22 protein-coding genes and 1 riboswitch are annotated in these 25,236 nt (G+C 49.2%); of the genes, 12 read left to right on the plus strand and 10 right to left on the minus strand.

Annotation, left to right across the window (positions count from 1 at the left end; translation table 11 throughout):
- Nucleotides 1–6: 6 nt before the first annotated feature.
- The 5 genes from BUB18_RS08845 to BUB18_RS08865 form a co-directional block, all read right to left on the minus strand.
- Nucleotides 7–1,404 carry an alpha-L-fucosidase gene (locus BUB18_RS08845; RefSeq protein ID WP_245805634.1) on the minus strand — a complete coding sequence of 466 codons (1,398 nt, stop codon included), beginning with the start codon at nt 1,402–1,404 and terminating at the stop codon, nt 7–9.
- Nucleotides 1,405–1,430: 26 nt separating this feature from the next.
- Nucleotides 1,431–3,053, minus strand: a complete 1,623-nt coding sequence (locus BUB18_RS08850) for a RagB/SusD family nutrient uptake outer membrane protein (protein WP_178372104.1) — start codon at nt 3,051–3,053, stop codon at nt 1,431–1,433.
- 10 nt (nt 3,054–3,063) lie between these two features.
- A complete protein-coding gene (locus BUB18_RS08855; protein WP_073080003.1) occupies nt 3,064–6,357 on the minus strand; it encodes a SusC/RagA family TonB-linked outer membrane protein in 3,294 nt (1,097 codons plus the stop codon).
- Nucleotides 6,358–6,540: 183 nt separating this feature from the next.
- Nucleotides 6,541–7,509: a FecR family protein gene (locus tag BUB18_RS08860; protein WP_073080005.1), complete on the minus strand. Its 969-nt coding sequence runs from the start codon at nt 7,507–7,509 to the stop codon at nt 6,541–6,543.
- A 130-nt stretch (nt 7,510–7,639) separates the two neighbouring features.
- Entirely contained in the window at nt 7,640–8,212 is a 573-nt protein-coding gene (locus tag BUB18_RS08865) for an RNA polymerase sigma-70 factor (RefSeq protein ID WP_073080006.1), read from the minus strand.
- Between the two features lie 250 nt (nt 8,213–8,462).
- On the opposite strand from BUB18_RS08865, the gene BUB18_RS08870 reads away from it, so the two are divergent.
- The 7 genes from BUB18_RS08870 (at nt 8,463) to BUB18_RS08900 (ending at nt 16,155) form a co-directional block, all read left to right on the plus strand.
- Complete coding sequence (locus BUB18_RS08870) at nt 8,463–8,666, plus strand: CsbD family protein (RefSeq protein WP_073080458.1); 204 nt, start codon at nt 8,463–8,465, stop codon at nt 8,664–8,666.
- A 64-nt stretch (nt 8,667–8,730) separates the two neighbouring features.
- On the plus strand, nt 8,731–9,570 hold the full coding sequence (locus tag BUB18_RS08875; RefSeq protein ID WP_073080008.1) for an SDR family oxidoreductase: 840 nt from the start codon (nt 8,731–8,733) through the stop codon (nt 9,568–9,570).
- A 102-nt stretch (nt 9,571–9,672) separates the two neighbouring features.
- A complete protein-coding gene (locus tag BUB18_RS08880) occupies nt 9,673–11,193 on the plus strand; it encodes a glycoside hydrolase family 28 protein (RefSeq protein ID WP_073080009.1) in 1,521 nt (506 codons plus the stop codon).
- 46 nt (nt 11,194–11,239) lie between these two features.
- Nucleotides 11,240–11,494: a hypothetical protein gene (locus BUB18_RS08885; protein ID WP_073080011.1), complete on the plus strand. Its 255-nt coding sequence runs from the start codon at nt 11,240–11,242 to the stop codon at nt 11,492–11,494.
- A 105-nt stretch (nt 11,495–11,599) separates the two neighbouring features.
- Nucleotides 11,600–12,979, plus strand: coding sequence for a 3' terminal RNA ribose 2'-O-methyltransferase Hen1 (locus BUB18_RS08890; protein ID WP_073080013.1), 1,380 nt, complete (start codon nt 11,600–11,602; stop codon nt 12,977–12,979).
- Nucleotides 12,980–12,993: 14 nt separating this feature from the next.
- Nucleotides 12,994–15,597 carry a polynucleotide kinase-phosphatase gene (locus BUB18_RS08895; RefSeq protein WP_073080014.1) on the plus strand — a complete coding sequence of 868 codons (2,604 nt, stop codon included), beginning with the start codon at nt 12,994–12,996 and terminating at the stop codon, nt 15,595–15,597.
- 78 nt (nt 15,598–15,675) lie between these two features.
- On the plus strand, nt 15,676–16,155 hold the full coding sequence (locus BUB18_RS08900) for a DinB family protein (RefSeq protein ID WP_073080016.1): 480 nt from the start codon (nt 15,676–15,678) through the stop codon (nt 16,153–16,155).
- Between the two features lie 64 nt (nt 16,156–16,219).
- Here the strand turns inward: BUB18_RS08900 and BUB18_RS08905 are convergent, their stop codons facing one another.
- Nucleotides 16,220–17,197, minus strand: coding sequence for a glycoside hydrolase family 43 protein (locus BUB18_RS08905; protein ID WP_073080018.1), 978 nt, complete (start codon nt 17,195–17,197; stop codon nt 16,220–16,222).
- Nucleotides 17,198–17,341: 144 nt separating this feature from the next.
- On the opposite strand from BUB18_RS08905, the gene BUB18_RS08910 reads away from it, so the two are divergent.
- The 4 genes from BUB18_RS08910 to BUB18_RS08925 all read left to right on the plus strand — a co-directional run bounded on the left by BUB18_RS08910 (nt 17,342) and on the right by BUB18_RS08925 (nt 19,156).
- On the plus strand, nt 17,342–17,668 hold the full coding sequence (locus BUB18_RS08910) for an ArsR/SmtB family transcription factor (RefSeq protein ID WP_073080020.1): 327 nt from the start codon (nt 17,342–17,344) through the stop codon (nt 17,666–17,668).
- Nucleotides 17,658–18,158: an SRPBCC family protein gene (locus tag BUB18_RS08915; protein ID WP_073080021.1), complete on the plus strand. Its 501-nt coding sequence runs from the start codon at nt 17,658–17,660 to the stop codon at nt 18,156–18,158. The genes BUB18_RS08910 and BUB18_RS08915 overlap by 11 nt, the downstream gene beginning before the upstream one ends.
- A gap of 68 nt (nt 18,159–18,226) precedes the next feature.
- Complete coding sequence (locus BUB18_RS08920) at nt 18,227–18,607, plus strand: DoxX family membrane protein (RefSeq protein WP_073080023.1); 381 nt, start codon at nt 18,227–18,229, stop codon at nt 18,605–18,607.
- Nucleotides 18,608–18,718: 111 nt separating this feature from the next.
- Nucleotides 18,719–19,156 (plus strand): SRPBCC family protein, encoded by a 438-nt coding sequence (locus BUB18_RS08925; RefSeq protein ID WP_073080459.1) that lies wholly within the window; start codon nt 18,719–18,721, stop codon nt 19,154–19,156.
- Nucleotides 19,157–19,303: 147 nt separating this feature from the next.
- On the opposite strand, the gene BUB18_RS08930 is transcribed toward BUB18_RS08925, so the two are convergent.
- Nucleotides 19,304–20,689 carry an alkaline phosphatase family protein gene (locus BUB18_RS08930; RefSeq protein ID WP_083549636.1) on the minus strand — a complete coding sequence of 462 codons (1,386 nt, stop codon included), beginning with the start codon at nt 20,687–20,689 and terminating at the stop codon, nt 19,304–19,306.
- 69 nt (nt 20,690–20,758) lie between these two features.
- The gene (locus BUB18_RS08935) at nt 20,759–21,187 is read right to left on the minus strand and encodes a DUF1842 domain-containing protein (protein ID WP_073080026.1); all 429 of its coding nucleotides are present in this window, start codon (nt 21,185–21,187) and stop codon (nt 20,759–20,761) included.
- Nucleotides 21,188–22,076: 889 nt separating this feature from the next.
- Here BUB18_RS08935 and BUB18_RS08940 point away from each other — a divergent pair.
- Nucleotides 22,077–22,580, plus strand: a complete 504-nt coding sequence (locus BUB18_RS08940; protein ID WP_073080028.1) for a hypothetical protein — start codon at nt 22,077–22,079, stop codon at nt 22,578–22,580.
- A gap of 74 nt (nt 22,581–22,654) precedes the next feature.
- On the opposite strand, the gene BUB18_RS08945 is transcribed toward BUB18_RS08940, so the two are convergent.
- On the minus strand, nt 22,655–23,956 hold the full coding sequence (locus tag BUB18_RS08945; RefSeq protein WP_073080029.1) for a voltage-gated chloride channel family protein: 1,302 nt from the start codon (nt 23,954–23,956) through the stop codon (nt 22,655–22,657).
- Between the two features lie 45 nt (nt 23,957–24,001).
- Nucleotides 24,002–24,075, minus strand: a riboswitch (Fluoride riboswitch).
- 14 nt (nt 24,076–24,089) lie between these two features.
- The gene (glk, locus tag BUB18_RS08950) at nt 24,090–25,142 is read right to left on the minus strand and encodes a glucokinase (RefSeq protein ID WP_245805635.1); all 1,053 of its coding nucleotides are present in this window, start codon (nt 25,140–25,142) and stop codon (nt 24,090–24,092) included.
- Nucleotides 25,143–25,236 lie beyond the last annotated feature (94 nt).

Below are 25,236 nucleotides of genomic sequence, written 5' to 3' on the forward strand. Positions count from 1 at the left end.
AAAAAATTACCGCTTCTCATCATACACCCCAAACTCCGCTATCGCCGGTGCCTCACTAAACCCATCTATCACTATCCTCACCTTATTACCCCATACTCTCGGGAACCGGTGAATCTTTACCCTACCGGCATCCGTACCTTTGCCCGGCAGCGACTTCCATTCACCATTCTCATTATACTCCAGGTGATAGGCGGTAATGCGTTGTTTATCTTCGGTAATAGTAATCATGTTGAAAGCGCGTTCTTTTGTAAATGCTACTTCGTACCAGGGCTGCTTCACTGCGGGGTTCGACTGCCAGGTGCTGCCAAACCGGTCATCATTGCCAAAGTCCATGATGTTCATATCATTGCTCCAGCTGCCATTGGCTGGCTGGTGCTTGGCGATATTCTCCGCAATGATAGGAGCCTCATTTTCAGGCAGTGGCGCTACCGGACCTTCATTTTTCCATTGCTGACCGATGGCTTTCAAAGCTGCCAGCGCATTAGCATCAAAGAGCCCGTCGCGGTTAGGCGCTACGTTCAGAATGAAATTACACCATGCCTTGTTGTATGGCACTATGATGTCGTTTACCAGCTTCGCCGGATCTTTTACCGGCGTGGTGGCAAAGCCGGTTTTGTAAAACCAGTTCTGTTGCAGCGGCAAACAAGCCAGTGCCGGTAAGCGGTTGGTAGAGGTGGAGATGTGCTGGCCGGCTCCCTGCTCATAGGATTTGATATCGGTATAAAACAATGCTTCCGCAGGGTATTTGGCAGCGTTCAAATCCATCACCAGGCACCCCGGCTGCAATTGTTTAATGAGGCCATATATCTCCCCAAATGGTACGTCCTCGTAGGAAATACGGCTCCACGGCGCATCCCAGCCGTCAATAATCATAGCATCAATAGCGCCGTAGTTGGTCAGCAACTCGGTCAGCTGCGCCTTGATCATGGCAATATGCGCCGGGGTAATATGCCCGGGGCGGATTTTATGATGCGTATCCAGGATGGAGAAGTATAGCATTACCTTCAGGCCTTTTGCACGGAAAGCATTCACGTACTCACGTACCACATCACGCTTCAGCGGGCTGTTCATCACGTTGTAATCCGTGGTTTTGGTATCCCAGATGGCGAAACCACTGTGGTGCTTGGTGGTGAGGCAGCCATAACTCATGTTCGCAGAAACGGCGGCATCGGCCCATTGGCGGCAATCCAGCTTACGCGGATTGAAGATCGCAGGGGAGGCATCCGGATCTGCCCAGTCATCCTCCATAAACGTAGGGATGTTAAAATGGATAAACATCCCAAAACGCAGGTCAGTAAATTGTTGCTGCCGCTCATGTAAAGTCGGTTGCTGCTGTGCCAGCACCGGACCTGCTGCCAGCAGGGGCAGCAGGCACAGTGCGCTGATAATACGGGTCAGTTTCACGATTGTCGGTTTATTAGTTTTGTTGATTATTTCCATGCAGATTGTTGTTGCAGCTTACGACTGCCATCCAGTATGCTTTGCGGGATTGGCCACACGTAAAATTTATCGTTGTTGAAGTAGCGGTCTTCCAGCTTGGTTTTGGTAAACTTATTCGTACTGCCGCCGGTAGCCGGGATGTCGGTGAGCCCCGCGCTGGCATCCAGCGTGTATACGGGACCGTTAAGCAGGTTTTTCCCTTCTTTCCAGCGGAGAATGTCGAAGTAGCGGTGCCCTTCACCAGCCAGTTCAATCCTGCGTTCATGCCGGATGAAAGTACGCATGGTCGCCTGATCCAGCGCCCAGCCATTGAGCGCAAATGTGGCTGCCACCGTTGGCATACCCGCTCTGCGGCGTACCTGATCTATGGCAGCAACCACGCTGGCATCAGGGCCGGCAACCTCGTTTTTTGCTTCTGCAAAAGTGAGCAGCACCTCGGCATAACGGAGGATGTGCCAGTCATTACCACCGTTGTCACGCACCTCTAATTCTGTTTTATCAAACATTTTCTTATAGGCGTAGCCGGTATAGGTGGCCTTATCACCACCAATTTTATCCAGGCTGTTATTCAGCGGGTCATACATTTTACCATTGGCCAGCGTGCTGCCAGGATAGTAGATGGTAGCCGCCAGGCGTGGATCGCGGCCCTTCCACGGCGTGTGTACATCATACGCCGGATCGTTGGTGTACGGGTAATATCCCGCAGCGCTTTCATAATCATCTACCAGAGATGGCAATGGATTCAGGTACAATGTACCGCCTGAAACGCTGTTCACTCCTGTGATATCACGCAGGCCATTGGGTTGTATCTCCTTAATATGAATATAGTCCATGATGCTCTCCGCTGAATAATCGCCTTCCTGTTGAAACAGGTTGTAATAATCAGGATACAGCGAATATGTACCGCTACTGATCACCTCCTGCGCCGCCTGGGCAGCGCCGGCATAATCTCCGTTGTAGAGTAGCACACGGGCTTTCAGCGCGGTAGCTGCACCTGCGGTAAACCTGCCTTTATCATCCCCCGAATAGGTAGCCGGCAGGTCAGGTGCCGCTTCGTTCAGCCACTGGATCACCTGCGCCACCACCACGGCTTTCTTGTCCTGCGGTACATCTGACTCGGCGGGTGTGCTAAAAACCTTTGTCACCAAAGGCACATCACCGAACAGCGTGGTCATCATATAGTAACGGTAAGCCAGGCAAACCTTTACTTCTGCCAACAGTCTTTTCTTTAAAGCCGGGTTCATGTCCGGTACCTTGTCCACATTAGCCAGGAATTCCAGGCAGTGACGGATCTGGTCGTAACGCCACTCGTCGCCAAGACTTCCGGTGGTAGCCACAAAAGTGCTGTTACCAATCAACTGCGCATTACGGAGCGTATTACCCCAGGAAGCGGTTTTCGACAGCGCATTGTCACTCATGCCTTCATAGCAGATGAAAAAGTCGGCGCTGGGCATAAATTCGTATATCCGTGAGGCAAATTTCACCGCGTCCTGTTCCGTGGTCCAGTAAGTGGCATCGGAATATTCATCTAAGGGTGGCCGGTCCAGGAATTTACTGCAGGAGAATAATCCTGTGCTCAGCAAAGCGGAAAGTAATATATAGCGAGGCTTCATTTTCATAGTTTTAGAATTTCAGGTTCAGACCAAGAGAATAGGTTTTCAGCTGCGGGAAGTTGACACCTGACTGCCAGTTGTCGATTTCCGGATCATAGCTGCCCGGAAAGTCTTTCGCCTTCAGGGTAAACGCATTTTCCATGATGAAATAAACACGCAGGTAGCTGATCCTGGCGCGTTGCAGCAGTTGATTAGGCACAGTATAGCCCAGCTGCAGGTTTTTGAGTCGCAGGTAACGGGAGTCAAACAGCCACCAGTCGGAAAACTCTGTGTTCACACTCTGGTCCTGGCGCATCAGGGGATAGCGTGCATTGCGGTTGTCAGGCGTCCATGAATCCAGCAGGTCGGTGGTAAAGGTACCGCCGTATTGAAACGGCGTAGTGGCGTAACCGGTAAGGTAGGTCTTGTTTTTCAGCACACCCTGCAGCAACATGGATAAGTCAAACTGCCGCCAGCTGAAGTTCGCATTCACGCCAAACATCATATGCGGTTCTGCATCACCCAGCAGCACGCGATCCTCCGGTGTGATCTTCCCATCGTTATTGGTATCCTGATATTTGATGTCGCCCGGCTTGTTTTGTGGCTTGTAGGTCGGGCTGGCCTTTACCTCATCTTCCGACTGATACAGGCCAATGGCTTTGTAACCGTACCATACCCAGCGACTCTGCCCAACCATTGTCGGGTTAGTGCCCAGGATATCGGCAGTGCCGCCCAGGTCCAGGATTTGATTGCGGTTGTTGTACAGGTTGGCAATCACGCCATATTTCAATGCGTGGTCGCGATTCTGATAGCCTACGGATATTTCCCAACCCTTGTTACCCATGGAGCCGATGTTGCGTACTCCGGCATCACGGCCAAACATGGATGGTACACTGGGCGTCAACAGAATGCCAGTGGTTTTATCTTTAAACACATCCACCGTAAGGGTAAGCTTGTCCTGCAGGAAAGACGCGTCCAGGCCCAGGTTAGCAGTAGTCTTTTCCTCCCAGGTCAAATCCGGATTGGCGGTATTGCTGTAGTAGGTTGTGGTAAGCGCCTTATCGTTCAGGTAAGTGGTGCCGGTGCCAATAATGCTGGCCCATGGATAATAGCCGGTAGCATCCTGGTTACCCACTTTACCATAACTACCGCGGAGTTTCAGGTTGGAAATAAAAGTCACCGCTTTCATGAATTGCTCTTCTGTAATGCGCCAGCCGGCGGATACAGAAGGGAAGAAACCCCAGCGGTTATTGAGGAAACGGGAGGAGCCATCGTAGCGACTATTCAGCTCCACCAAATAACGATCCCTGTAGTTGTACGACAAGCGCCCGAACATGGATTGTATCGCCCATTGGTAGGCGTCACCGTTAGTGCTCCACTGGTCTTTGTCGGCGGAGCCACCATCGATGACATGAATATCATTGTTGAGGAAGTTCTGCCGCCCCAGCCCATAGCCTTCATACAGGAAGCTTTCCTGGCTGTATCCCAGCAGCAGCTTAAAGCCATGGTCCCGGAACTGGTGCTGGTAGTTGGCCGTAGCAATGAACGTCTGGTTGGTGGCGCTGTTAAAGTCGTCTTTTAGCGCGTTGGGCGACTGCTGCGTCGTCACCAGTTTCTCCTCATCGTCATAGAGTTTATAGGTAGCCTGGAACAGTTTATGACGCACATCGCGGTTGTTATAGGCGTATTGTCCTTTTACGCTGAGGTCTTTGGTGATGTTGTATTCCAGGTTCATGTTGGTGTTGAAGTAAGCATCCTTATATCGTTCAAAACCACCGTCGTTGATAATGGCCACTGGCTGGGAGCCGCCGCGGTAGCTGCGGTTGCGGCCTTCCGGTGTATAGGGCCATTCGGTAGGATTGAGTATATAGGCCCAGTGCATGGCGGTATTAAAGATGCCTGCGCCGGCAAAGCTGCGCGGCCGGTTCGTGTATACAGTGTTGATGCCAAACTTCAGGTTGTCCAGCAGCTGGGTATTAAGGTTAATACGGGAAGTGAAACGCTCGTTTAGCACGCCATTTACAGAGCCTTCCTGCTTCAGGTATCCGAGGGAAATGAAGTAATCCGTGTTTTTGCTGCCACCGGTAATGCCTACGTTATGCTGCATCTGCAAGGCGTTCTCTTTAAATATCTCGTCTACCCAATCCGTACTGGGGAGTTCACCTGATGCATATTTTTGAATGGTAGCTTCCGGAAACCGCGGCGTAGCCGAAGGGTTATCATTTAACTGCGAAGCATTCCACTGGCGCATGAAATCCACGGCGTTAGCCAGCCTGGGCAGGTAGGTAGGCTGCTGGGTACCGGCATAGGCATCGTACGAAAGGGTAGGGCGTGCATTGGTTTTACCACGGCGGGTTGTCACCAGTATAACGCCACCGGATGCACGCGCACCGTAAATAGCAGTGGCCGAGGCATCTTTAAGAACACTGATGTTATCGATATCCTGTGGGTTCACGGTTTCCAGCTGTCCGGCCACACCGTCGATCAATACCAGCACCGGGTTGTTGGACAGCGTGCTGATGCCACGTATCTGTATTTTATTGTTGTTGGTACCGGGCATGGCATCGGTTTGCTGTATGAAGAGGCCGGGCACCTGTCCCTGTAAAGCGTTGACTACATTGGGCACAGGGCGTTCCGCCACGGCGGCACCTTTCACGGTGGCCACTGCCGCGGTGAGACTGGCTTTTGTTTGTGTGCCATAGCCCACTACCACTATTTCGCCGAGTTTTTTGGGATCTTCTGTGAGCACGATGCGCAGTTGGGTGTCTTTGCCGGAAGCGATTTCGCGGCTGGTATATCCAATGAAAGAAACTACCAGCACCGCATTTTCAGGAATGCCCTTTAGCGTGTAGGCACCTTTGCCATCTGTGACGGTGGCGATGGAGCCGTCTTTAATACGGATGGTTACACCAGGCAGCGGTTCATCCTTTTCATTTACCACTACTCCTGAAATATCTTTCAGTGCTACTGACAGCGCCGGATCAGGAGTAATATCATAATGCGGGTCTTCGGTGCGACGAATAAAAACCTTACCGTCGGCCGTAAAAAACTCCAGGGCGAAAGGAGAGAGCAGCTCTTTGAGGACGTTGCCGGCCTGCTGCTGGCGGGCTTTTACCGTTACCGGGCTGTTGAGTATCTCGGCATTTACGGCGTAGCTAAACGAGAGGTCCGCCGCGGCGCCGATTTCATTCAGCACGTCGTGCAGTTTTCCGTTCTCCTTGTTGATGGTAATTTTCTTCTGCAGCAGCTGGGCATCTGTGGGATTCGCCAATAGCGACAAGGCCAGACTGCATACAGCAATGGTCGTACACAACGATAATTTCATTAGCATGCGTATTACAGGTACACATTTTTTCATACTTTTAGGTAGATTAAGGTTGAGTAATATGCCGGCTGCCAAAGGTTTTCCAGACTCGCTTGGCAAACGGCGCTTAACTTTTCAGGGCCTCTCCGGAGGCCTTTTTTTATGTTGGCGGTGTTAGTGTCAGCATGATATTTTTTTTCGTGGTCAGCATCCGTTCATGCGGATATAATAGGTATTGTTTTGATGTTCCAGGGTGGCATTCAGCGTAAGGCAGAGTTGTTTCAGGGCTTTGTCCAGCGGCTGCCGGGTGTTGAATTCGCCCACATAGGAGCAGCTGGCCGTGCTGCCGCTGATCGTTATTTTCACATTGTAATAATAGCCCAATTGATCGGCCACCTGTTGCAGGTTGGCGCGATCGTAACGGAGTATGCCCTGCTGATGTTCCAGTATCCATCGGGTATCTACCCCGGTTTCGTGGAGAAGGTTACCGCTTTGTTTGTTGAACACGGCGCGGTTGCCCGGAGGGCATTCCACCTGTTGGACGCCGCTGCTCACGGCCACTTTGCCGGTTAACACGGTCACGGCTATATCCTGTTGGGCCGTATAGGCCTGCACGTTAAAGCTGGTGCCCAGTACCTGTGTGGTTACCTGTCCACTCTGCACTTTAAATGGCTTTTTGCTGTCGGCCCGGATATCAAAAAATGCTTCTCCGGTAAGGGTTACGGTTCTATCGTTCCTGCCATAATCCTTTCCCTGTTCCATTGTTGTGTTGGGGCTTAGGTAGACGATAGTGCTGTCCGGCAAGGCTACCCGCAGGTGCTCTGTTGCTACGGTGCGGTAAGCTATCGGCTTAGCTTCGGTGGACGCTGGAGCGGTTGGCTGCCGCAGTGTCCAGGTGATGCCACTGGCAACAGCAATCACGGCAGTTACGGCTGCGGCTATACGTAGCCATGGGCGCATACGCACTACCTTTACAGGGGCAGGCTGACGGATAGCCGACAGCAGTTCTTGTTCCATAGCGGCTTCCAGTTCAGCGCGACTGCCCATCTTATCATTGTCCCATTCCTGCTCAGGAAAGCTGTGGTAGTAGTTCATTAACCGTTGCAATTCCTCTTCCGAGGCCGTGCCGTTGGTCCATTTATCAATCAGTTGAAAAAAATCTTCCCTATGCATAAGTGGGTGTTTGCCCTTATAGTGTCAATAAAAGCAAGGAGCCCCCAAAAGGGTTCAAAAAAAATAGCTGGAAAATAATTTGCCCTTTCAAGGGCAGGTGTTTCCACTTATTGTTGCAACAAAAGCAAGGCTAGCGGTTGGAAATAAGTAACAGCACCACGGCATAGGGAAATGCCTCGCGCAACTTACGGATGGCAATGGTGATCTGGTTTTCTACCGTTTTAACGGAGATGTTTAGCCGGGCGGCTATTTCTTTATGGGATAACTGCTGGTCGCGACTCATCCGGAAAATAATCCTGCATTTTTCCGGGAGATGGTCGATAAGTGTGTTGAGTACCTGTTGTAATTCCTTATAGGCTAGTTCACTTTCCGGGGAAGCATGATCCATTCTTTCTTCCAGCTGATCAAACAACGTTGTATTTGCCGGTTGGCGCCGGATATAACGGAATACCTTATACTTAATACTGGCGTTCAGATAGGCTTTCAGGTGAGTGGTAATCTCCAGTCGCGGTGCCTGTTGCCACAATTCGGTAAACAGTTCCTGTACGAGGTCCTTACAAGCCTCGCGATCTTTCAGCAGCTGATATGCCAGCAGAAACAATGATTGCCAGTGGGTTTTATATAAGTAGGTGAGTGCCTGCTCATCGCCGTTTTTTAATCTTTGCAGCAGCACATCGTCCGTAAGCACCTCGGTAGTTGGCATTCCCTCTAGTTGATAAAATATGAATCGCAGTGAACGCCATAAATATATGGTATTATTATTCAGAAAGGAAAATTTAGGGATGAGGCAGGTTGTGCTGCCGCCCACGCGGCCACATTCCTACTCATTTACTGCGGCTATTCTCCCTCACGTGTCCCTGCAATTCCCCGCTTTTTCCCCCGAACCACCGTTATCCGGCCTGGACCGGATTTTGTTCGTTGTACATATATCTCTCAATAAAAAAACAAAAGCTATGGAAAATCAAACAAGCAGTTTTAACCTGAAATTAAAAGGCAACTGGAACGAGCTGAAAGGCAAAATCAAACAGCAATATGCGGATCTGACGGATGATGATCTGCTGTATGAAGAGGGTAAGGAAGATGAGTTGCTGGGCCGCATTCAGCAGAAAACAGGACAAACCAAAGATGCGTTGAAGTCCTGGATCGATAAACTCTAAACAGAAAGCTGTATCAAAAGGAAGTCATTTTCTTTTGATACAGCATTTCTTAAAACAGGAGCTCATGGCAAAGAAAAAACAGATCAAACATACCAATACCGAAGAGGAAATGAATCCGCAGCCGGTGTACGAACGGCCATACGATTCACAGGTAAAAAAGCTGACCGGTAAGGTTGCCATCATTACGGGCGGGGATAGTGGTATTGGTCGGGCAGTGGCCGTGCATTTCGCCAGGGAAGGAGCGGAGGTGGCCATTCTGTATCACAAGGAAGTGGAAGACGCGGAAAAAACCGCCGAGCTGGTAGCAGCTAAAGGGAAATCGGCCATGCTGGTGAAAATGGATGTAAGCAGTGAAAAATCCTGTGTACAATCTGTAGCAAAAGTGATGAAACAATTCGGGCAGCTGGATATACTGGTGAACAATGCCGGCATACAGTTTCCGCAGGATGCCATCGAAAATATCTCCCAGGCCCAGCTGGACACTACTTTCCGCACCAACATCTATTCCATGTTCTACATGGTGAAAGCGTGTTTACCGCATTTCAAACGCGGTGCAGCCATTGTAAACACGGCATCGGTCACCGCTTACCGGGGCAGTGATCACCTGCTTGATTATTCCAGCACCAAAGGCGCTATTGTGGCATTTACCCGCTCGCTGGCCCTCTCGCTGGCAGAAAAAGGCATTCGCGTGAATGCTGTAGCACCCGGCCCCATCTGGACGCCGCTGATCACCGCTACCTTTGACGATAAGGAGATCAAGGAGTTTGGCAAGCAAACTCCGTTCAAACGACCGGGACAACCGGCGGAAGTAGCGCCCTGCTTTGTTTTTCTGGCTTCTGAAGACGCCAGCTACATGACCGGTCAGGTATTGCACCCCAACGGCGGCGAAGTGATTAATACTTGAGTTTCTGGAATGTATATAATATCTTAGGCCGATCAGATATTGTATAACACGTTATTAAGAACAGACCAGTTTCCGGAAATGATCAAACAAACTCTTCTGACAATGGCCTGTGCCCTACAGTTGGCGCAGGTGGCTACTGCACAGTATTCATGGGAAAAGCTTCCCACAGTTAAAACCACTTCTTTCAAGGCGGATACCATCAACATCCTGCGTTACGGCGCCAGGGCAGATGGCGTATTTCTCAACACCACAGCGATCAACAAAGCCATTGCCGATATCAGTAAAAAAGGTGGCGGCGTGGTGTTGGTGCCCGCAGGACTGTGGCTCACCGGCCCGGTAGAACTGAAAAGTAATGTGAACCTGCACCTGGCCAAAGCGGCCATGCTGGTGTTTACAACAGATAAATCACAATACCCGATCGTAGAAGGTTTCTATGAAGGTCGTGCTGCCGCCAGAAATCAATCTCCCATCTGGGCCACCAGCCAGGAGAATATAGCCATCACCGGCGCCGGTATCATCGATGGTAATGGCGATGCCTGGCGAGCCGTAGCCAAATGGCAGATGACGCCCGCACAATGGAAGGAAAAACAGGAAGGCCCGGGCGTGTACAACAAGGATTCCACGGAATGGTACCCCAGCGAGCAGTTTCGGCGGGCAAAGGAGCAGAACCTGAGTATGCTGCTTACACCGGGTAAGTCCCTGGAGGCTTTCAGGGAGATGAAAGACTTCCTCCGCCCCAATCTCGTGGTACTGAACAATTGCAAAAGGGTACTGCTGGAAGGAGTAGTGTTTCAAAACTCGCCAGCCTGGTGCCTGCACCTGCTCCTGAGTGAAGACTTAATTCTCCGGGGCGTTAAAACCAAAAATCCGGAGTATGCACAAAACGGTGACGGGATGGACATCGAATCCTGCCGCAACTTCATCGTGGAAGACTGCACCCTCGACGTTGGTGACGATGCGATCTGTATAAAGTCCGGCAAAGACGAAGAAGGGCGCCGCAGAGGCAAGCCTACCGAAAACGGTATTATCCGCAACAACATCATCTACAAGGGCCACGGCGGTTTCGTGATCGGCAGTGAAATGAGTGGCGGAGCACGAAACATCTTCGTGGAAAACTGCATTTTCAATGGTACCGATAAAGGTCTGCGCTTTAAATCAACCCGTGGCCGCGGTGGGGTGGTAGAAAATATCCTCGTAAGAAATGTAAGTATGAAAGGGATTCTCCAGGAAGCCGTTTTCTTTGATATGTACTACTTCGTAAAATTCGCGACCGATGGCAAGCGGGAAGTAACACCCGGCTTCAACGAGGGCACACCGGTATTTAAAAACATGCATTTCAGCAACATTACCTGCGAAGGGGCCAGTACCGCAATTTTCGTACGGGGCTTACCGGAGATGGCAGTCACCAATATCGCCATAGAAAATAGTACCTTTACAGCTAAGAAAGGTGTAGTACTGAAAGACGCCGCCGCTATCAAACTAACAGGTCTGCGATTTAACCTGGAAGCCGAAAAGGCCGCTATCAGCGCCGAAGATGTGAAAGCGCTGACTGCCAGTAAGATCAGTTTCTCAGCTGACAAACTACTGGAAGCAAAGAACTGTACGGAAGTGGTGACGGACTAACAGTAAAGACTACACGGAAACCTGTATTCACGTAAACTTTATCCTGATGAGCGCATCCCCTCAGCCGTACCAGCCTATTGACTGCAATTATTACGATCGCCTGGAAGCCTGGGCAACGTTGCATATAGATTGTAAAATCGATTACTATGATGAAAGTGGTCAGCAGCAGGAGCTGACCGCCATCATCGAAGATTTGTATACCTACGAAAAAGTGGAGTATATGCGTATGAGTACCGGCATCGTCATCCGGCTGGATAAGTTGATCGCTGTCAACGATATCCCGGTGCCCGCAAGCTGCTAACACAAGGTAACATTAGGTATTTTTATTTTGATGATAGAAATATTTAATGTTACTTTGCCGCTGAATTTTAAAGTTAGCTGTTTCAAAGGAAACACGTGATGACAGATGTTATTGACAATTAAGACAACCCGTTACCCCGCCACCGATCTTGGCTACCTGTTGCATAAACACCCCGCAAAAGTGCAGCAGTTCCAAATCTCCGCAGGCAAAGTCCACATTTTTTATCCTGAAGCAACCGACACATCCTGCACCGCAGCATTGTTATTGGATATTGACCCGGTAGGCCTTGTCAGGAAAGGACCCGACAGCAATGAATTTGCCCTGGACCAGTATGTAAACGACCGGCCATATGTGGCATCTTCGTTTATGAGCGCTGCTATTGCACAGGCGTATTCCTCCGCCATGAATGGCCGCTGCAAGGATAAGCCGCAGCTTACCGAAGAGGCTATGCCCTTTGAAGTAACTATTTCCGTCCTGCCGGTAAAAGGCGGGGAAGTATTGTTACGGGAATTATTTGAGCCACTGGGTTACGAGGTAATAGCCTCACAGCTGCCACTGGATACACAGTACCCCGAATGGGGCCTCAGCAGGTATTTTACCGTGACGCTGCGTCATAACTTACCGTTGCAACAAATCCTGACACACTTATATATCCTGCTGCCCGTATGTGATAACGATAAGCACTACTACATTGGCGATCATGAAATTGAGAAGCTGGCAGAAAAAGGTAAAGGCTGGCTGGATACCCATCCTGCACAGGAAATTATTACCCGCAGGTACCTGAAAAATATCGGTGCGCTTACCAGGCAGGCACTGGAAGTTGTGCTGAAAGACGAGGTGGATGAGGCAGTGACAGACAAGCCCCTGAAAGACAAACTGCGCCTCCATGATATCCGCCTGCAAACGGTAACGGATATACTTCTGGAACTGCAGGTAAGTTCCGTGGCAGATTTAGGATGCGGAGAAGGAAAGCTCCTGCGCCTGTTGAAAGACAACCCTGTATTTACCCGCATCCTTGGTATGGACGTGAGTTTGCGTGCCCTGGATATCGCCCGCTCCAAGCTCAAACTGGACAAGCAGCCACTGTCCCAAAAGGACCGCATTCAGCTGTTGCAGGGGGCACTTACGTACAAGGATAAACGTATTGCCGGTTATGATGCCGCTGTTTTGGTGGAAGTGATGGAACACCTGGATGAGCTGCGACTCCCGGCACTGGAAAAAGCTGTATTCGGCTGTGCCCGTCCTGCGCATGTGATTATCACCACTGTTAACGCGGAGTACAACGTACTGTATGAAAAAATGCAGCCAGGCAGTTTCCGCCATGCAGATCACCGGTTTGAATGGACGCGCGCGCAGTTCCGTGAATGGGCCAATGGTGTAGCTGCCCGCTGTGGTTACGAAGTATCGTTCCGCGACCTGGGAGAAATCGACCCAACCCATGGCGGCCCTAGTCAGCTGGCCTTATTCAAAATATTGATGAATTGATGAAGTAGTGGATTATGACACGAATACCCAAAGAAGTAAATAACATACATATACCGGAGCTGTCACTGGTACTGCTGATAGGCGCCTCCGGCTCCGGCAAATCTACCTTTGCCCGCAGATTATTTAAACCTACTGAAATTGTATCCTCTGATGTTTGCAGGGGACTTATTTCCGACGACGAAAATAACCAGTCCGTAAGTAAAGAAGCATTCGAGCTGGCGCGGTTTATTGCAGCCAAGCGCCTGAAACGCGGATTGCTCACCGTGATTGATGCCACCAATGTGCAACCGGAAGCCCGCAAGGACTGGATTGCGTTGGCACGTGAATACCATGTGCTGCCCTTAGCCATTGTGCTTGATACCCCTGAAAGAACCTGTCAGGCCAGAAACCTGACAAGAGCCGATCGTAACCTGGGCAATCACGTGATTCCCCAGCAGATCAACCAGCTCAAACGCAGTTTGCGCCACCTTCGCAAGGAAGGCTTCCGTACTATTGTCCACCTGGATGCAGTGGAAGCGATGGACCGGATTACATGCATCCATCGTGATAAACTATACTCCGATCTTAAGCACGATAAGGGGCCATTCGACATTATCGGGGATGTACACGGCTGCTATACGGAACTCTGTAACCTCCTGGAAACGCTGGGATATGGCGTGGACCGGGAACAGGCGAAACTGTTAAGTGCACCGGCCGTTACTAACGAGGACGGTTATACGACCTGTCGTAAGCCGGTATTGCTGGGTGACCTGGTAGACCGCGGGCCCGACTCCCTGCAGGTGCTCCGCCTGGCGATGGACATCGTGAAGAACGGCCACGGGTATTGTGTGCCGGGCAACCATGATGTGAAGCTGAAGCGCTACCTGGAAGGAAAGGATGTAAAGCTCCGTCACGGACTGGAAAAGACTGTAGAGCAGTTGCAGCATGCTACTCCGGAATTCCTCGCAGCAATAAAAGATTTTATTGAAGGCCTCGTGAGTCACTATATGCTGGACGATGGGCGCCTGGTGGTAGCACATGCCGGCCTCCGCGAAGAGATGCATGGGCGCGGCTCCGGTGGCGTACGCGAGTTTTGCCTGTTTGGTGAAACCACCGGGGAGATCGATGAATTTGGTTTGCCGGTGCGTTACAACTGGGCACTGGAATACAGTGGCAGGGCGATGGTGGTATATGGCCATACGCCGGTACCTACAGCACAATGGTTGAATAAAACCATTGATATAGATACCGGTTGTGTGTTCGGCGGTGCGCTGACGGCGTTGCGTTATCCGGAGCGTGAACTGGTGTCAGTACCAGCGCTGGAGCAATACGCTGTGCCTTCCAGGCCTATCGGCTATAATGCAGGGAGTCCGTTGTCGCTCCAGCAGCAGTTCGATGATATGCTGGATATGAAGGACATTGCCGGTAAGCAGATTCTGCAGCCCCGCTATGGCCACAGCGTAACGATCCGTGCGGAGAATGCTGCGGTAGCATTGGAGGCAATGAGTCGCTTTGCAGTAAACCCTAAGTGGCTGATTTATTTGCCGCCTACGATGTCGCCCGCCGAAACCAGTACCCAGGCCGGTTACCTGGAACATCCTGCGGAAGGCTTTGCCTGGTACCGTAATGCAGGCATTCAACAGGTGGTGTGTGAGGAAAAGCATATGGGTTCCCGTGCGGTGGTGATTGTATGTAGAGATGAGGCTGTTGCACTGAAGAGATTCGGCGTGGCTGGTGAAGGTAACGGGATGGTATATACGAGAACAGGAAGAGCTTTCTTCAATGATAAAGTACTCGAACAGGAATTCATCGGCCGGGTAAACCAGGCGCTGATTAATACCGGGTTCTATGATAAATTTGAGACCGACTGGGTATGCCTGGATGCGGAGCTGATGCCATGGAGTGCCAAGGCACAGGCTTTATTGAAAAACCAGTATGCTTCCACCGGGGCGGCCGCCACTACGGCATTGTCTGCCGTGGTAGCAGCATTGGAGCAGGCAGTGGCGAATGGCGCACCTGCTGCGGATTTGCTGAATAGCTATGCGTCCAAACAATTGCAGGCCCAAAAGTTTGTAAAGGCTTACCGGGAGTATTGCTGGCCGGTATCCGCCGTGAATGATTATAAACTGGCGCCATTTCATATATTGGCAACGGAAGGTAAAACCTGGTTTGAGGAATCGCACGAGTGGCATATGCAGGCGATTAGCGACATCTGTGCCGGTGATCCGCAGCTCCTGCTGGCTACCAGTTACCGGGTAGTGGATTTATCTGACCCGGCTCAGGAAGCCGCTGCCATTAGCTGGTGGGAAGCGCTCACAGCTGGTGGGGGAGAAGGGATGGTAATTAAGCCTTCCAGGTTGCTGCAGGTGACCAACAATGACATCATTCAACCTGCGATAAAGATTCGTGGCAGTGAATACCTGCGTATAATTTACGGGCCGGAGTACGATAGTCCGGAAAACCTCAGCCGCTTGCGTAAGCGTGGCCTGGGACATAAACGGGCACTGGCTTTGAGAGAGTTTGCATTAGGTCTGGAAGCCCTGCATCTTTTCGTAGAGGGGGCACCGTTACAGCAGGTGCACCAGCAGGTGTTCGGTTTGCTGGCACTGGAATCAGAGCCGGTGGATCCAAGGTTGTAATTAAATTTTTATCCAGGGAGATTTTAATGCCGCGGGCATTAAAATCTCCCTAAATTTATAATTGTAAAATTAACCCACATGTCTATCACCCATCAACTCGCTAAGCATAACAGGGAGGTGTATTTCGGAGGCAACTGGACCACCGTCAATTTCCGCGACACCCTGGCTGACGTCACCTGGGAACAGGCAACAACAAAGATCTATGACCTGAATACCATTGCAGCCCTCGTTTACCATATGACCTATTATATGGAACCAATCCGTAAAGTATTACAGGGTGGCGCGCTGGTAGCCAGCGATAAGCAAAGCTGGGAAACGCCGGTGATAGCTAGTGAAGCGGAATGGAAAGCCTTACTGGAAAAGGTATTGCAGGAAGCAGAGCAGCTGCATGCAGCCATCACGCAACTGGAAGATGGGGTCCTGGAATCACATTTTACAGATGAGAAATACGGTAATTATTTCCGTAACCTGGTGGGACTTTCAGAGCACACACATTATCACCTTGGGCAGATTGTGATTATCAAAAAGGTGATTCAGGCGCAACAGGCAACTGCATAAAAATAAGTACCCCCGCAGATAACTACGGGGGCATATTCTTCTGATGATTGAAATAATTACAACGTTATAATTTTTGCGCCTTCACACCTTTGGTGGTAATGTCAACCGGTTTAATCAAACCATCCTTATCAAAAAATAGTTCCTCTATACAGGTCTCCCTGGAATTTGCGGCCTTCTCCGTTTTAGGGCGGCGGTGGTATACGATATACCATTTATCCGCTTTGGCGTTATGAATAATGGAGTGATGCCCTGCACCGTTGGCGATGTCGAGGTTTGGCTGCAGGATCTTACCGATGCGCTTAAACGGCCCGGTTGGACTATCAGCAATGGCATAGGCTACGAAGTAGTCGGGCCCCGTCCAGCCACCTTCTGACCACATAAAATAATACTTGCCGTTTTTCAGGAACATGCAGGGGCCTTCCACGTATTTATCAGGGGTGATTTCTTTGAAGGTGCTACCGTCTTCGAAGGGAATAAAACCCGTGAAGTCGCTTTTCAGCTTAGCGATGTTGCAATGTCTCCATCCCCCGTAAATGAGGTAATACTGATTGTCTTTATCCTTAAATACGTACTGATCGATTGGTTGTGCACCGTTATAGAATTTATCCACCAATGGTTTGCCCAGGTAGTCCTTAAACGGTCCGGCGGGGTTATCGGCTACGGCCACACCTATACCGCCTTTGGCGGAGTCGCTTTGTATATCGTTGGCGCCAAAGAAGAGAAAGTATTTATTGTCCTTTTGAATAATCGAGGGTGCCCATATCGCATACTTCGCCCATTTCACTGCGCTGGTATCGAGTATACGTTCGTGTTTGGTCCAGTGGGTGAGGTCAGGGGAGGAGAAGGCATCAAAAAATACCTGTTGCTCATAGGCGGCGGAATAGGTGGGGTATACCCAGTATTTTTTCCCGAATACGATGGCTTCCGGGTCCGCATACCATCCCGGAAATATAGGATTGCCGGAATAGTTATCCGGTTTTTGCTGGGCTTTTGCAGTAGCACCTATGGCGGCCAGTGCGAGTATCAGAATCGTTTTTTTCATAGCGATCGATAAAAAAGTGTATTTGCTAAATCGATTGTGCAAATATAGAAACCTATTTGGTTTTCTTCTCCCTAAAAAATAAATTTTGTGCAACCGATCAGTTGCTTATATTTGCAACTGAACGGTTGCTTAATTTTTTATCTGATGAGAAGAGATGTATTTCAGGCGATAGCTGACCCGACCAGGCGGGCCATCATACTGTTGATAGCGGCCCAGGCAATGACGCCGAATGCGATTGCCGCACATTTTGATATGACGCGACAGGCGGTATCCAAGCACCTGCAGATACTGGCGGAATGTGAGCTGGTAACGCCGGCACAGTCGGGCAGGGAGATCATCTATGAATTGAATGGCACTAAAATGGGGGAGGTTGACAAGTGGCTGGAGCAGTTTCGTAAGATCTGGGAGGATCGCTTTAATGAGCTGGACAAAGTTCTGTTAACAATAAAAAAGCAAAGAAATGAGAACTAATCTGACCTTCGATTTCATTGTGGATAAGGAGAAAAAATCCATCCTGATCAAGCGTGAATTTGACGCACCTGTATCCATGGTATGGGACGCCTATACGAAAAGCGAATACCTGGACCAGTGGTGGGCGCCACGTCCCTGGAAAGCACGTACCAAAGAGATGGATTTCCGCCCTGGAGGCCAATGGCTTTATGCCATGGTAGGCCCTGAAGGGGAAGAGCACTGGGCCATCGCCCGGTATAATGCCGTTACTCCCCAGCAAAGCTTTGATGTACAGGACGCCTTCACTGATGCAGCCGGTACCATCAACACCAGCATGCCGCAGGCCAACTGGAAAGTAACCTTTCACAACCAGGGTGATACCACGCTGGTGGAATTCGTGATTACCTACGAAAAGCTGGAAGACCTGGAAGCAACCATTCAAATGGGCTTCAAAGAAGGATTGTCAATGGCAATGGAACAACTGGACGAAAAATTAGCCGCACAGAAATAATAAAGATGTTTACATTTATGCAGTCGTAAACCGACTGCATAAATGTTTTCTACCTACAATCAACTTCTATGAAAAACAAAATCCTGTTTGGCGTCAGCCTCCTGTTTGGCCTGATGTACATCAACGCTGGTCTTAACAAATTTTTTAACTACATGCCACCGCCAAAAGACATGCCACCGGAACTGGTGAAGCTGATGACTGCTTTCATGCAAATCGAATGGCTGATGCCGCTCGTAGGTGTGATTGAGATCGTTGGCGGACTCCTCTTTATTCCGGCGAAAACAAGGGCGCTCGGTGCTATCATCATCCTGCCTGTAATGGTAGGGGTACTGCTGACCAACATATTTAACGCCCCGTCTGGCTTGCCAATCGCCGGTGTAATGATGCTGGTAAACATCTGGGTGATCATTGAAAACAGACACAAGTATCAGCCTATGCTGACCAAATAAGTCTTTGCCTGTCCGCAGTAAAACATCCGGAAGCTAATCCCTTCCGGATGTTTGCGTTTAATGAACACCCGCCAGCTGACAGGTGTTATCATACAAATAAACCCGCAGATTATGGAAAAAATGCATTACACCGTACACATCAATGCCACACCGCATATTGTGTGGGATGTGCTCTGGGACGAAGATTCCTACCCGTTATGGACAGCACCTTTCAGCGAAGGCTCCCGCGCCGAAACCGACTGGAAAAAAGGCAGCAGGGTACTGTTCCTCAATAAAAATGATGAAGGAATGGTAGCCGAAATAGTGGACAATGTGCCGGAGAAATTTATGTCGATCCGCCACCTGGGCATGATCCTGAAGGGCAAGGAAACAGTGGACGACCCACAGGCCAAAGACTGGGTAGGTGCGCAGGAAAATTATGAACTAAAAGAAGAAAACGGTGGCACACGGCTGAATGTAAGCGTAGACATCGTTGCCGAGTATAAAGACTTTTTTGAAAAGGCGTGGCCGCAAGCGCTTGGAGTGGTGAAGTCACTGTCAGAAGAATAAAGTAACTGGTCTTCCTGGAATAGAGGAAGACCAGTTTTTATGATGTAGTATTTGTGATGATTAACCCTCACATATCTAACCTCTTTGATTTCAATACTTTGATCTATCTGAAATGCAGCTACTTGTGCCATTCAGCTAAATTAAAACTTATTGAGGTTGTTTTCCCGCTTTATGTATTGCCATTCTCGCCATAATTAGATGATGCAGGTCGCTCACCGGGATTTTTACATCTGCAGCTTCCGGTATAGGCGCTGCCGTTATAGTGGGAATATCCGTACGTGGTTGTTGTAAGGTGAGTATATCTTCAAATGTAGGCGCGTTCGCCACTCGTTTTCCCAGGTCATAGGAAGCAGGATCAATCTGCATCCATTTAAAGATGGTGGCGATCATGGAAGTATGATCAAACGGGGTAACGCCTTCGGGCATACGAAAAACTGTTCCGGCCTCAATCCACGGAGATATAAAGATGGCAGGAACACGCACGCCGAAGGTATCAAAGCCAAAACCATACTGGCCGGGCTGATCATTAGGTGGAGTGGCTGGTGCTGCAATCGGCACATGATCGTAGGTGCCGCCGTGTTCATCGAAGGTAATAATGAAGAGCGTATCTTTCCAGCAGGGGCTGGAAGTGATTGCCTCATAAACCCGTTGTACAAATGCTTCTCCGTGGCCTACATTTCCCGGTGGGTGGTAATCCGACCCGTTGATGCCAAGTTTCCAATACATCAGTCCCCAGTCAGGTTCCAGGAAACTATAGGCGGGGAGGATGCCGGTACTGGCAAGTTCGTAGAAGTTTTCTATTGGCGCAAAGTTCGGATCATACTGTGCGTCACCGAGGTTTGCTTTAAACAAATCTCTCGTTAAACAATATTCTGACAACCAAAAGTGCTGACTATAAAAGATCATCCAGTCTTTGTTGTTTTCCGTTAATACATTCCAATGTGTGGGAGATGTAAAGTCCACCAGGAAAGAGTTGTCGACCATTCCTTTAATTTCTCCCGTGAGTACGTCCAACCCCAGAGAATCTCCTGTAGCAGCAAATGCCCGGTTACAAAATGTTTGGGAGGGAACTGAGGCAAACCATTTGTCGCACACCGCAAAGTTTCGCGCCAGGCCATTGAGAACGGGTAAGTCGGACGGCGTAAAAGCCATCATTATTTCCTCGGGACTATCAAAAGCAGTCGCGTAATCCTGGTAGAACCCACCCATTTCCGGTGTGGTAGAAGGTAGCCCGTTGGTGACACTGGTGTAACATTGCGAGTGCACATGATTGAACACTTCATACGGATCAAACGACGGGACGGTGAGTTTCCCCGGAGGCGTTTTACTGACGAATTGTTGCGCGCCGTTTTTGTCAAGGTTGTAGAACTCGCTGTTAAGCCCGTAATACACTGGTGGGTTTTGCGTGTCAATGAGGTTGAGTGGCGGCTGGTTGTTCGTGTCGGCGTAGAGCCACCCGAGTATGTTATCGAAGGAACGGTTCTCCAACATCAGGTGTACCACGTGCTTGATTTGAGGCATTATTTGCGACATACAGCAAGGAATTTTTTAATCGGAAATCGGCTGTGGGAGGTTGTTGATCCTCCCACAGCCGCTTAAAGACTAATTTGCAGGAAGTAACTCTTCTGCTTCGATAATCGCTACCGGAACATTTGTAACTACTTTCCATTCACCATCCACCTGATATTTATAGGTGCATATACCACGCTGCCAATCACTGGTGAGGGTCAGTGTAAGCTCCATGTTAGGCGCCGCCAGCACATTACTCAGGGGATTTGGTATGAACGGTGAGCCGCTAAGATTCACAATTATCGGATATTCCTCCGGAGGAAGAATCGGCGAGGTGAAATAGTTCCCCTTAAAGAAAGTCTGCAAAAACAACGGAGGGTTGACAGCCTGGAAAAGATGACCTTGTCCGGACACGCTGTGCGTCACAGTTGAAACACATAATGCAATCTTTAAGGAAGGTGCGCCGGGTTTATTACTGCCAACCCGGTAGTTAGCGGTAAAAAGCTGTTCGTTTGTGTTCATGATTAAAGATTAAAGGGTTAAGAAATAACGTAACTAATTTGACAGGAGTAGGAGGAGCAAAATTCCCTACATGCTGTTCTCAGAAATTCTCTGATCCAAATTTCGCTGCAGGATTTGGATTGATCTAGGTTAAAAAGGACCTGAATCCCACAGGATTTTTATCCATGACTCATAAGCAAAATGACCTGGAAAATAGCACGGGCGTCAATGCCATCGAAAAAAGACCTAAAAACTGGGCCTGCCTAAAGTCGGGAAGAGGGCCTTTAAAGAAGGAAAATGTGGACTTTTCTATTTAACATAATATAAATTATAGGATATTTTCAAGCACACTAAACCCAGCTTAGAGCGAAGAGTTTTTAAGCAACTCTTTTAAGACGCTTTTTTTGAGGCCGCCCGCCTTGGGGCCAAACTGAGTTGCTCTTTTCTGGCCTTTTTAATGACGGATTGTTTTCGCGCTGACTAATCCCCTTACTTATTTTCCAGCCTCAATTAAATCGCCTTTAATGGCGAAATTGATTTCCAGCTGGTACCTTGCGTGAATTTCCTGAATGCTCAGGTTATCCCCCTATCGTTGAATGCTTTGTTAAATGCCTTCCGCAGCTTATGGATCAACCTGTCTGCTATGCCTTAGCCACGACGCAAAATCAGTCAACAGTATAAATCCAACTCAACTACAGACATGATTCAAAATATTCACCGCCTGACTGTCCTTACTTTGATTTTTTTGGTGCTACAAGCCTAAAACGAAGGCGCTGAGAATGCGATAAAAAATTTCATTCCTGGCCAAGTATCGAATATGCGATTCTCGTAGAACGTAGTACCATGGCTGATTCAAGGAAATTGTGATCGTTTATGCCATCCCGTTAGTAAAAGATTTTATATTTGCGGCATGACACAGGAATCAGTCTATTTTGACACCGCTGTAAATTTTATACGCTCGCTGGGAATTAGCGTCACCTTCAACACTTTACCACCAGATACTTTTCTACCCGGTATACTTATTTCAAATGGGGAATTGATTGTAGATCGCGCACTATTCGCATATCCAGGCGATATCCTGCATGAAGCCGGTCACATTGCCGTAGTTCCCGCCAATGAGCGAAGTACCTTACATAACGACAATATCGCCGGCCGCGAACATCGTGAGGCGGAAGAAATGATGGCCATAGCCTGGTCGTATGCAGCCTGCGTACACCTGGGAATCGATCCGTATTTTGTATTTCACGAAAATGGCTACCACGGCACGGGTAAATCCATAGCTGATAATTTTAAAAATGGCCAATATTTTGGCGTGCCAATGCTACAGGTATATGGTATGTCCGCCGAGCCACACCAGGCACAAAGATTGTCCTTGCCTGCATTCCCGGAAATGGCTAAGTGGTTGAGGGATTAACTGCCGCTAAAAAAATGATCCTGCCAAACAGCAGGATCACCAAAGATTAGATTATCTATAAAGCCTTAACCGGCCTACATTTCCCGCTGCCACAACTTCGAAATTCCCCTCCGCTGCGCACTGTAAATTCCTGACTGTCCACTGAAATAATACGCCGTAAAACAAGCCACAGCAAAGTAAATCACGTGATGCGTTCCAAATAATTCAACCCCCATTATGGTGCACGCGAGCGGCGTATTGGTAGCACCTGCAAACACAGCAATAAAACCCAGCCCGGCTAATAAGTCCACCGGAGCGCCCAGCAACAGTGCCAATGTATGCCCCAGCATTGCCCCCATAAAAAATAAGGGTGTCACCTCTCCTCCCTTAAATCCCATTCCCAGCGTGATAGCTGTGAAAACCAGCTTCCACAGCCAACTCCAGGAGGTAATCTGGTTGCCGGTACTAAAGGCATTCAGGATACTAATCCCATCGGGCGACTCACTAGTGACCCCTAGACCCAGGTAATCGCGTGTGCCCGTTACATAACATAAGGCTATAATAACGACACCACCAACTACCGGAATTAACCACGGTGTTTTAATATAAGCGTTCGCGTTAGTCTTGATCGCTTTCATCAACGTTGAAAACAGCCAGCTGGTTAATCCAAACGCCACGCCTGCCACAATCACTTTCATCAACAACCATAGATCCATATGTAAAAATGAAACACCCTCAGTGGACGGCATCGCCTGGTACAAGATATGGTAGCCTGTATGCGTAATTCCCCAGGCGGCACAAACCACATCTGCCAGTACCGCACAAATCAAACAAGGAATTAAAGCATCATACCGTACTAATCCTACTGCCAATACCTCCAATGCAAACACCGCCCCGGTTACGGGTGTACCAAAAACAGCCCCAAAGCCACCGGCAATACCCGTCATCAATAATATCTTTACATCCGGTTCTTTCAACTTAATGATCCTGGCCACCCAGGCCGCCATACTGCCGCCAATCTGCACCGCCGTACCTTCACGCCCTGCTGAGCCACCAAACAAATGCGTAAGCACCGTAGATACCAGTACCAACGGCGCCATCCGCGCAGGCACACCGCCTCCGGGTCTATGTATCTCTTCCATGATCAGGTTATTACCCTTCTCGGCATCCTTCCCATACAACCTGTACATGAAATAAATAATGACACCTGCCAGCGGTAATAAATACAAAAGCCAGGGATGCGCCCACCTGAAATGGGTAGCCTCATCCAATAACCATAAAAATAATGCAACAAGGGAACCGGTAATCGCTGCCACCGGTAAAACGAGTAATGTCCAGCGTAATAACTGAACCGCAATAGTGAACTGCTCTTTCGGTATATATTTATTCTCTGCCATAATCCTACAAATAAACTAAGTAAGGAGACACTACATCTCCAATCAATATTTGTAGGCGCCATCAGTTTCGGCGATGCGAAACGGTTTCAAAGCAGGAAGACACCATTTCCTGGTAGACTGCAAAAATATAATTTTATTTCAATAGTTGTGCGTAATATGCTGCTCCCCAGAGCGCTGCCTTATCATTATTTACAATATGTATCGGAACACCGGACAATAACTCCGCCATCCTGTCTCCCTGAATATAATGATTGTAAAACTCACCCGTTTCCAGGAGTGGTGCAATCTTCGGCGGAATACCACCTCCCAGGAATATGCCACCGGTCGACTTATACTTCAACGCCAGATCAGCTGAAACCCTTGCCAGATAACGCACAAACAGCTCCATCGTTTTTTTTGTGATGCCGTTGTCGCCCATCAGCGCCGACTTACTGATCACCGCCGACTTATCCCCTTTTAATATCGCCTCTCTCAAAGCACTGCTTTCTTCATACCCCAGCACATCCCGCAGAAACACATAGATATCATATATACCCGGACCCGAAATCACCCGCTCCCAGCTGGCAATCTCATATTTCTCCTGCAGGTACTTCAGTAACTTAATATCTACATCATTGCGCGCCGCAAAATCTGAGTGGCCACCTTCCGAAGCAAAGGGATGATGGAACTGCCCGTCCCAATACAATCCAGCCATGCCCAAACCGGTACCAGGCGCTATGATTGCCATATTGCCATTACGACTCCCTTCACCGCGGTGCAGGGTGGTGATATGCTCAGGCGACAAGGTAGCCAGCCCGTAAGCAGTAGCTTCCAGGTCGTTGATCAACGCTACCAGCTCCACGCCCGTTGCCTGACGGATTTCAGCAGTACTGAGCTCCCGGGATAAATTCGTGAGCTGCACCATTCCGTTAAAAACAGGTCCGGCTACGCCAATGCATATACGCTGCACCGGTGTATCCCTGCTTTCTGATAAGAAATTCACGAACATATCTGTGATATTTTCATACTCACGGGACACATATGTCTTCTCCCTGACTACATCCAATACACCATCAATCGCACTGTACAGGGCCAGGTTGGTTTTAGTACCGCCCAGGTCGCCTGCCAGCAGGTAAATCTTTTCCATCGTATGTTCTGCCTCCGGAAACGCCGGAAGGTATTGTTGCTTTTTCAATTGCTGCGTCATCGTTCGAATTTCTTATGCTTAAAAATAGCGATTATTCAGCTAAACTGGGTTCCCAAAATATTGCAAAAATTAGCCTCTCCCCTTTTTGTGGAAC

The organism is Chitinophaga jiangningensis (genome assembly GCF_900142605.1).
Taxonomy (GTDB): domain Bacteria; phylum Bacteroidota; class Bacteroidia; order Chitinophagales; family Chitinophagaceae; genus Chitinophaga; species Chitinophaga jiangningensis.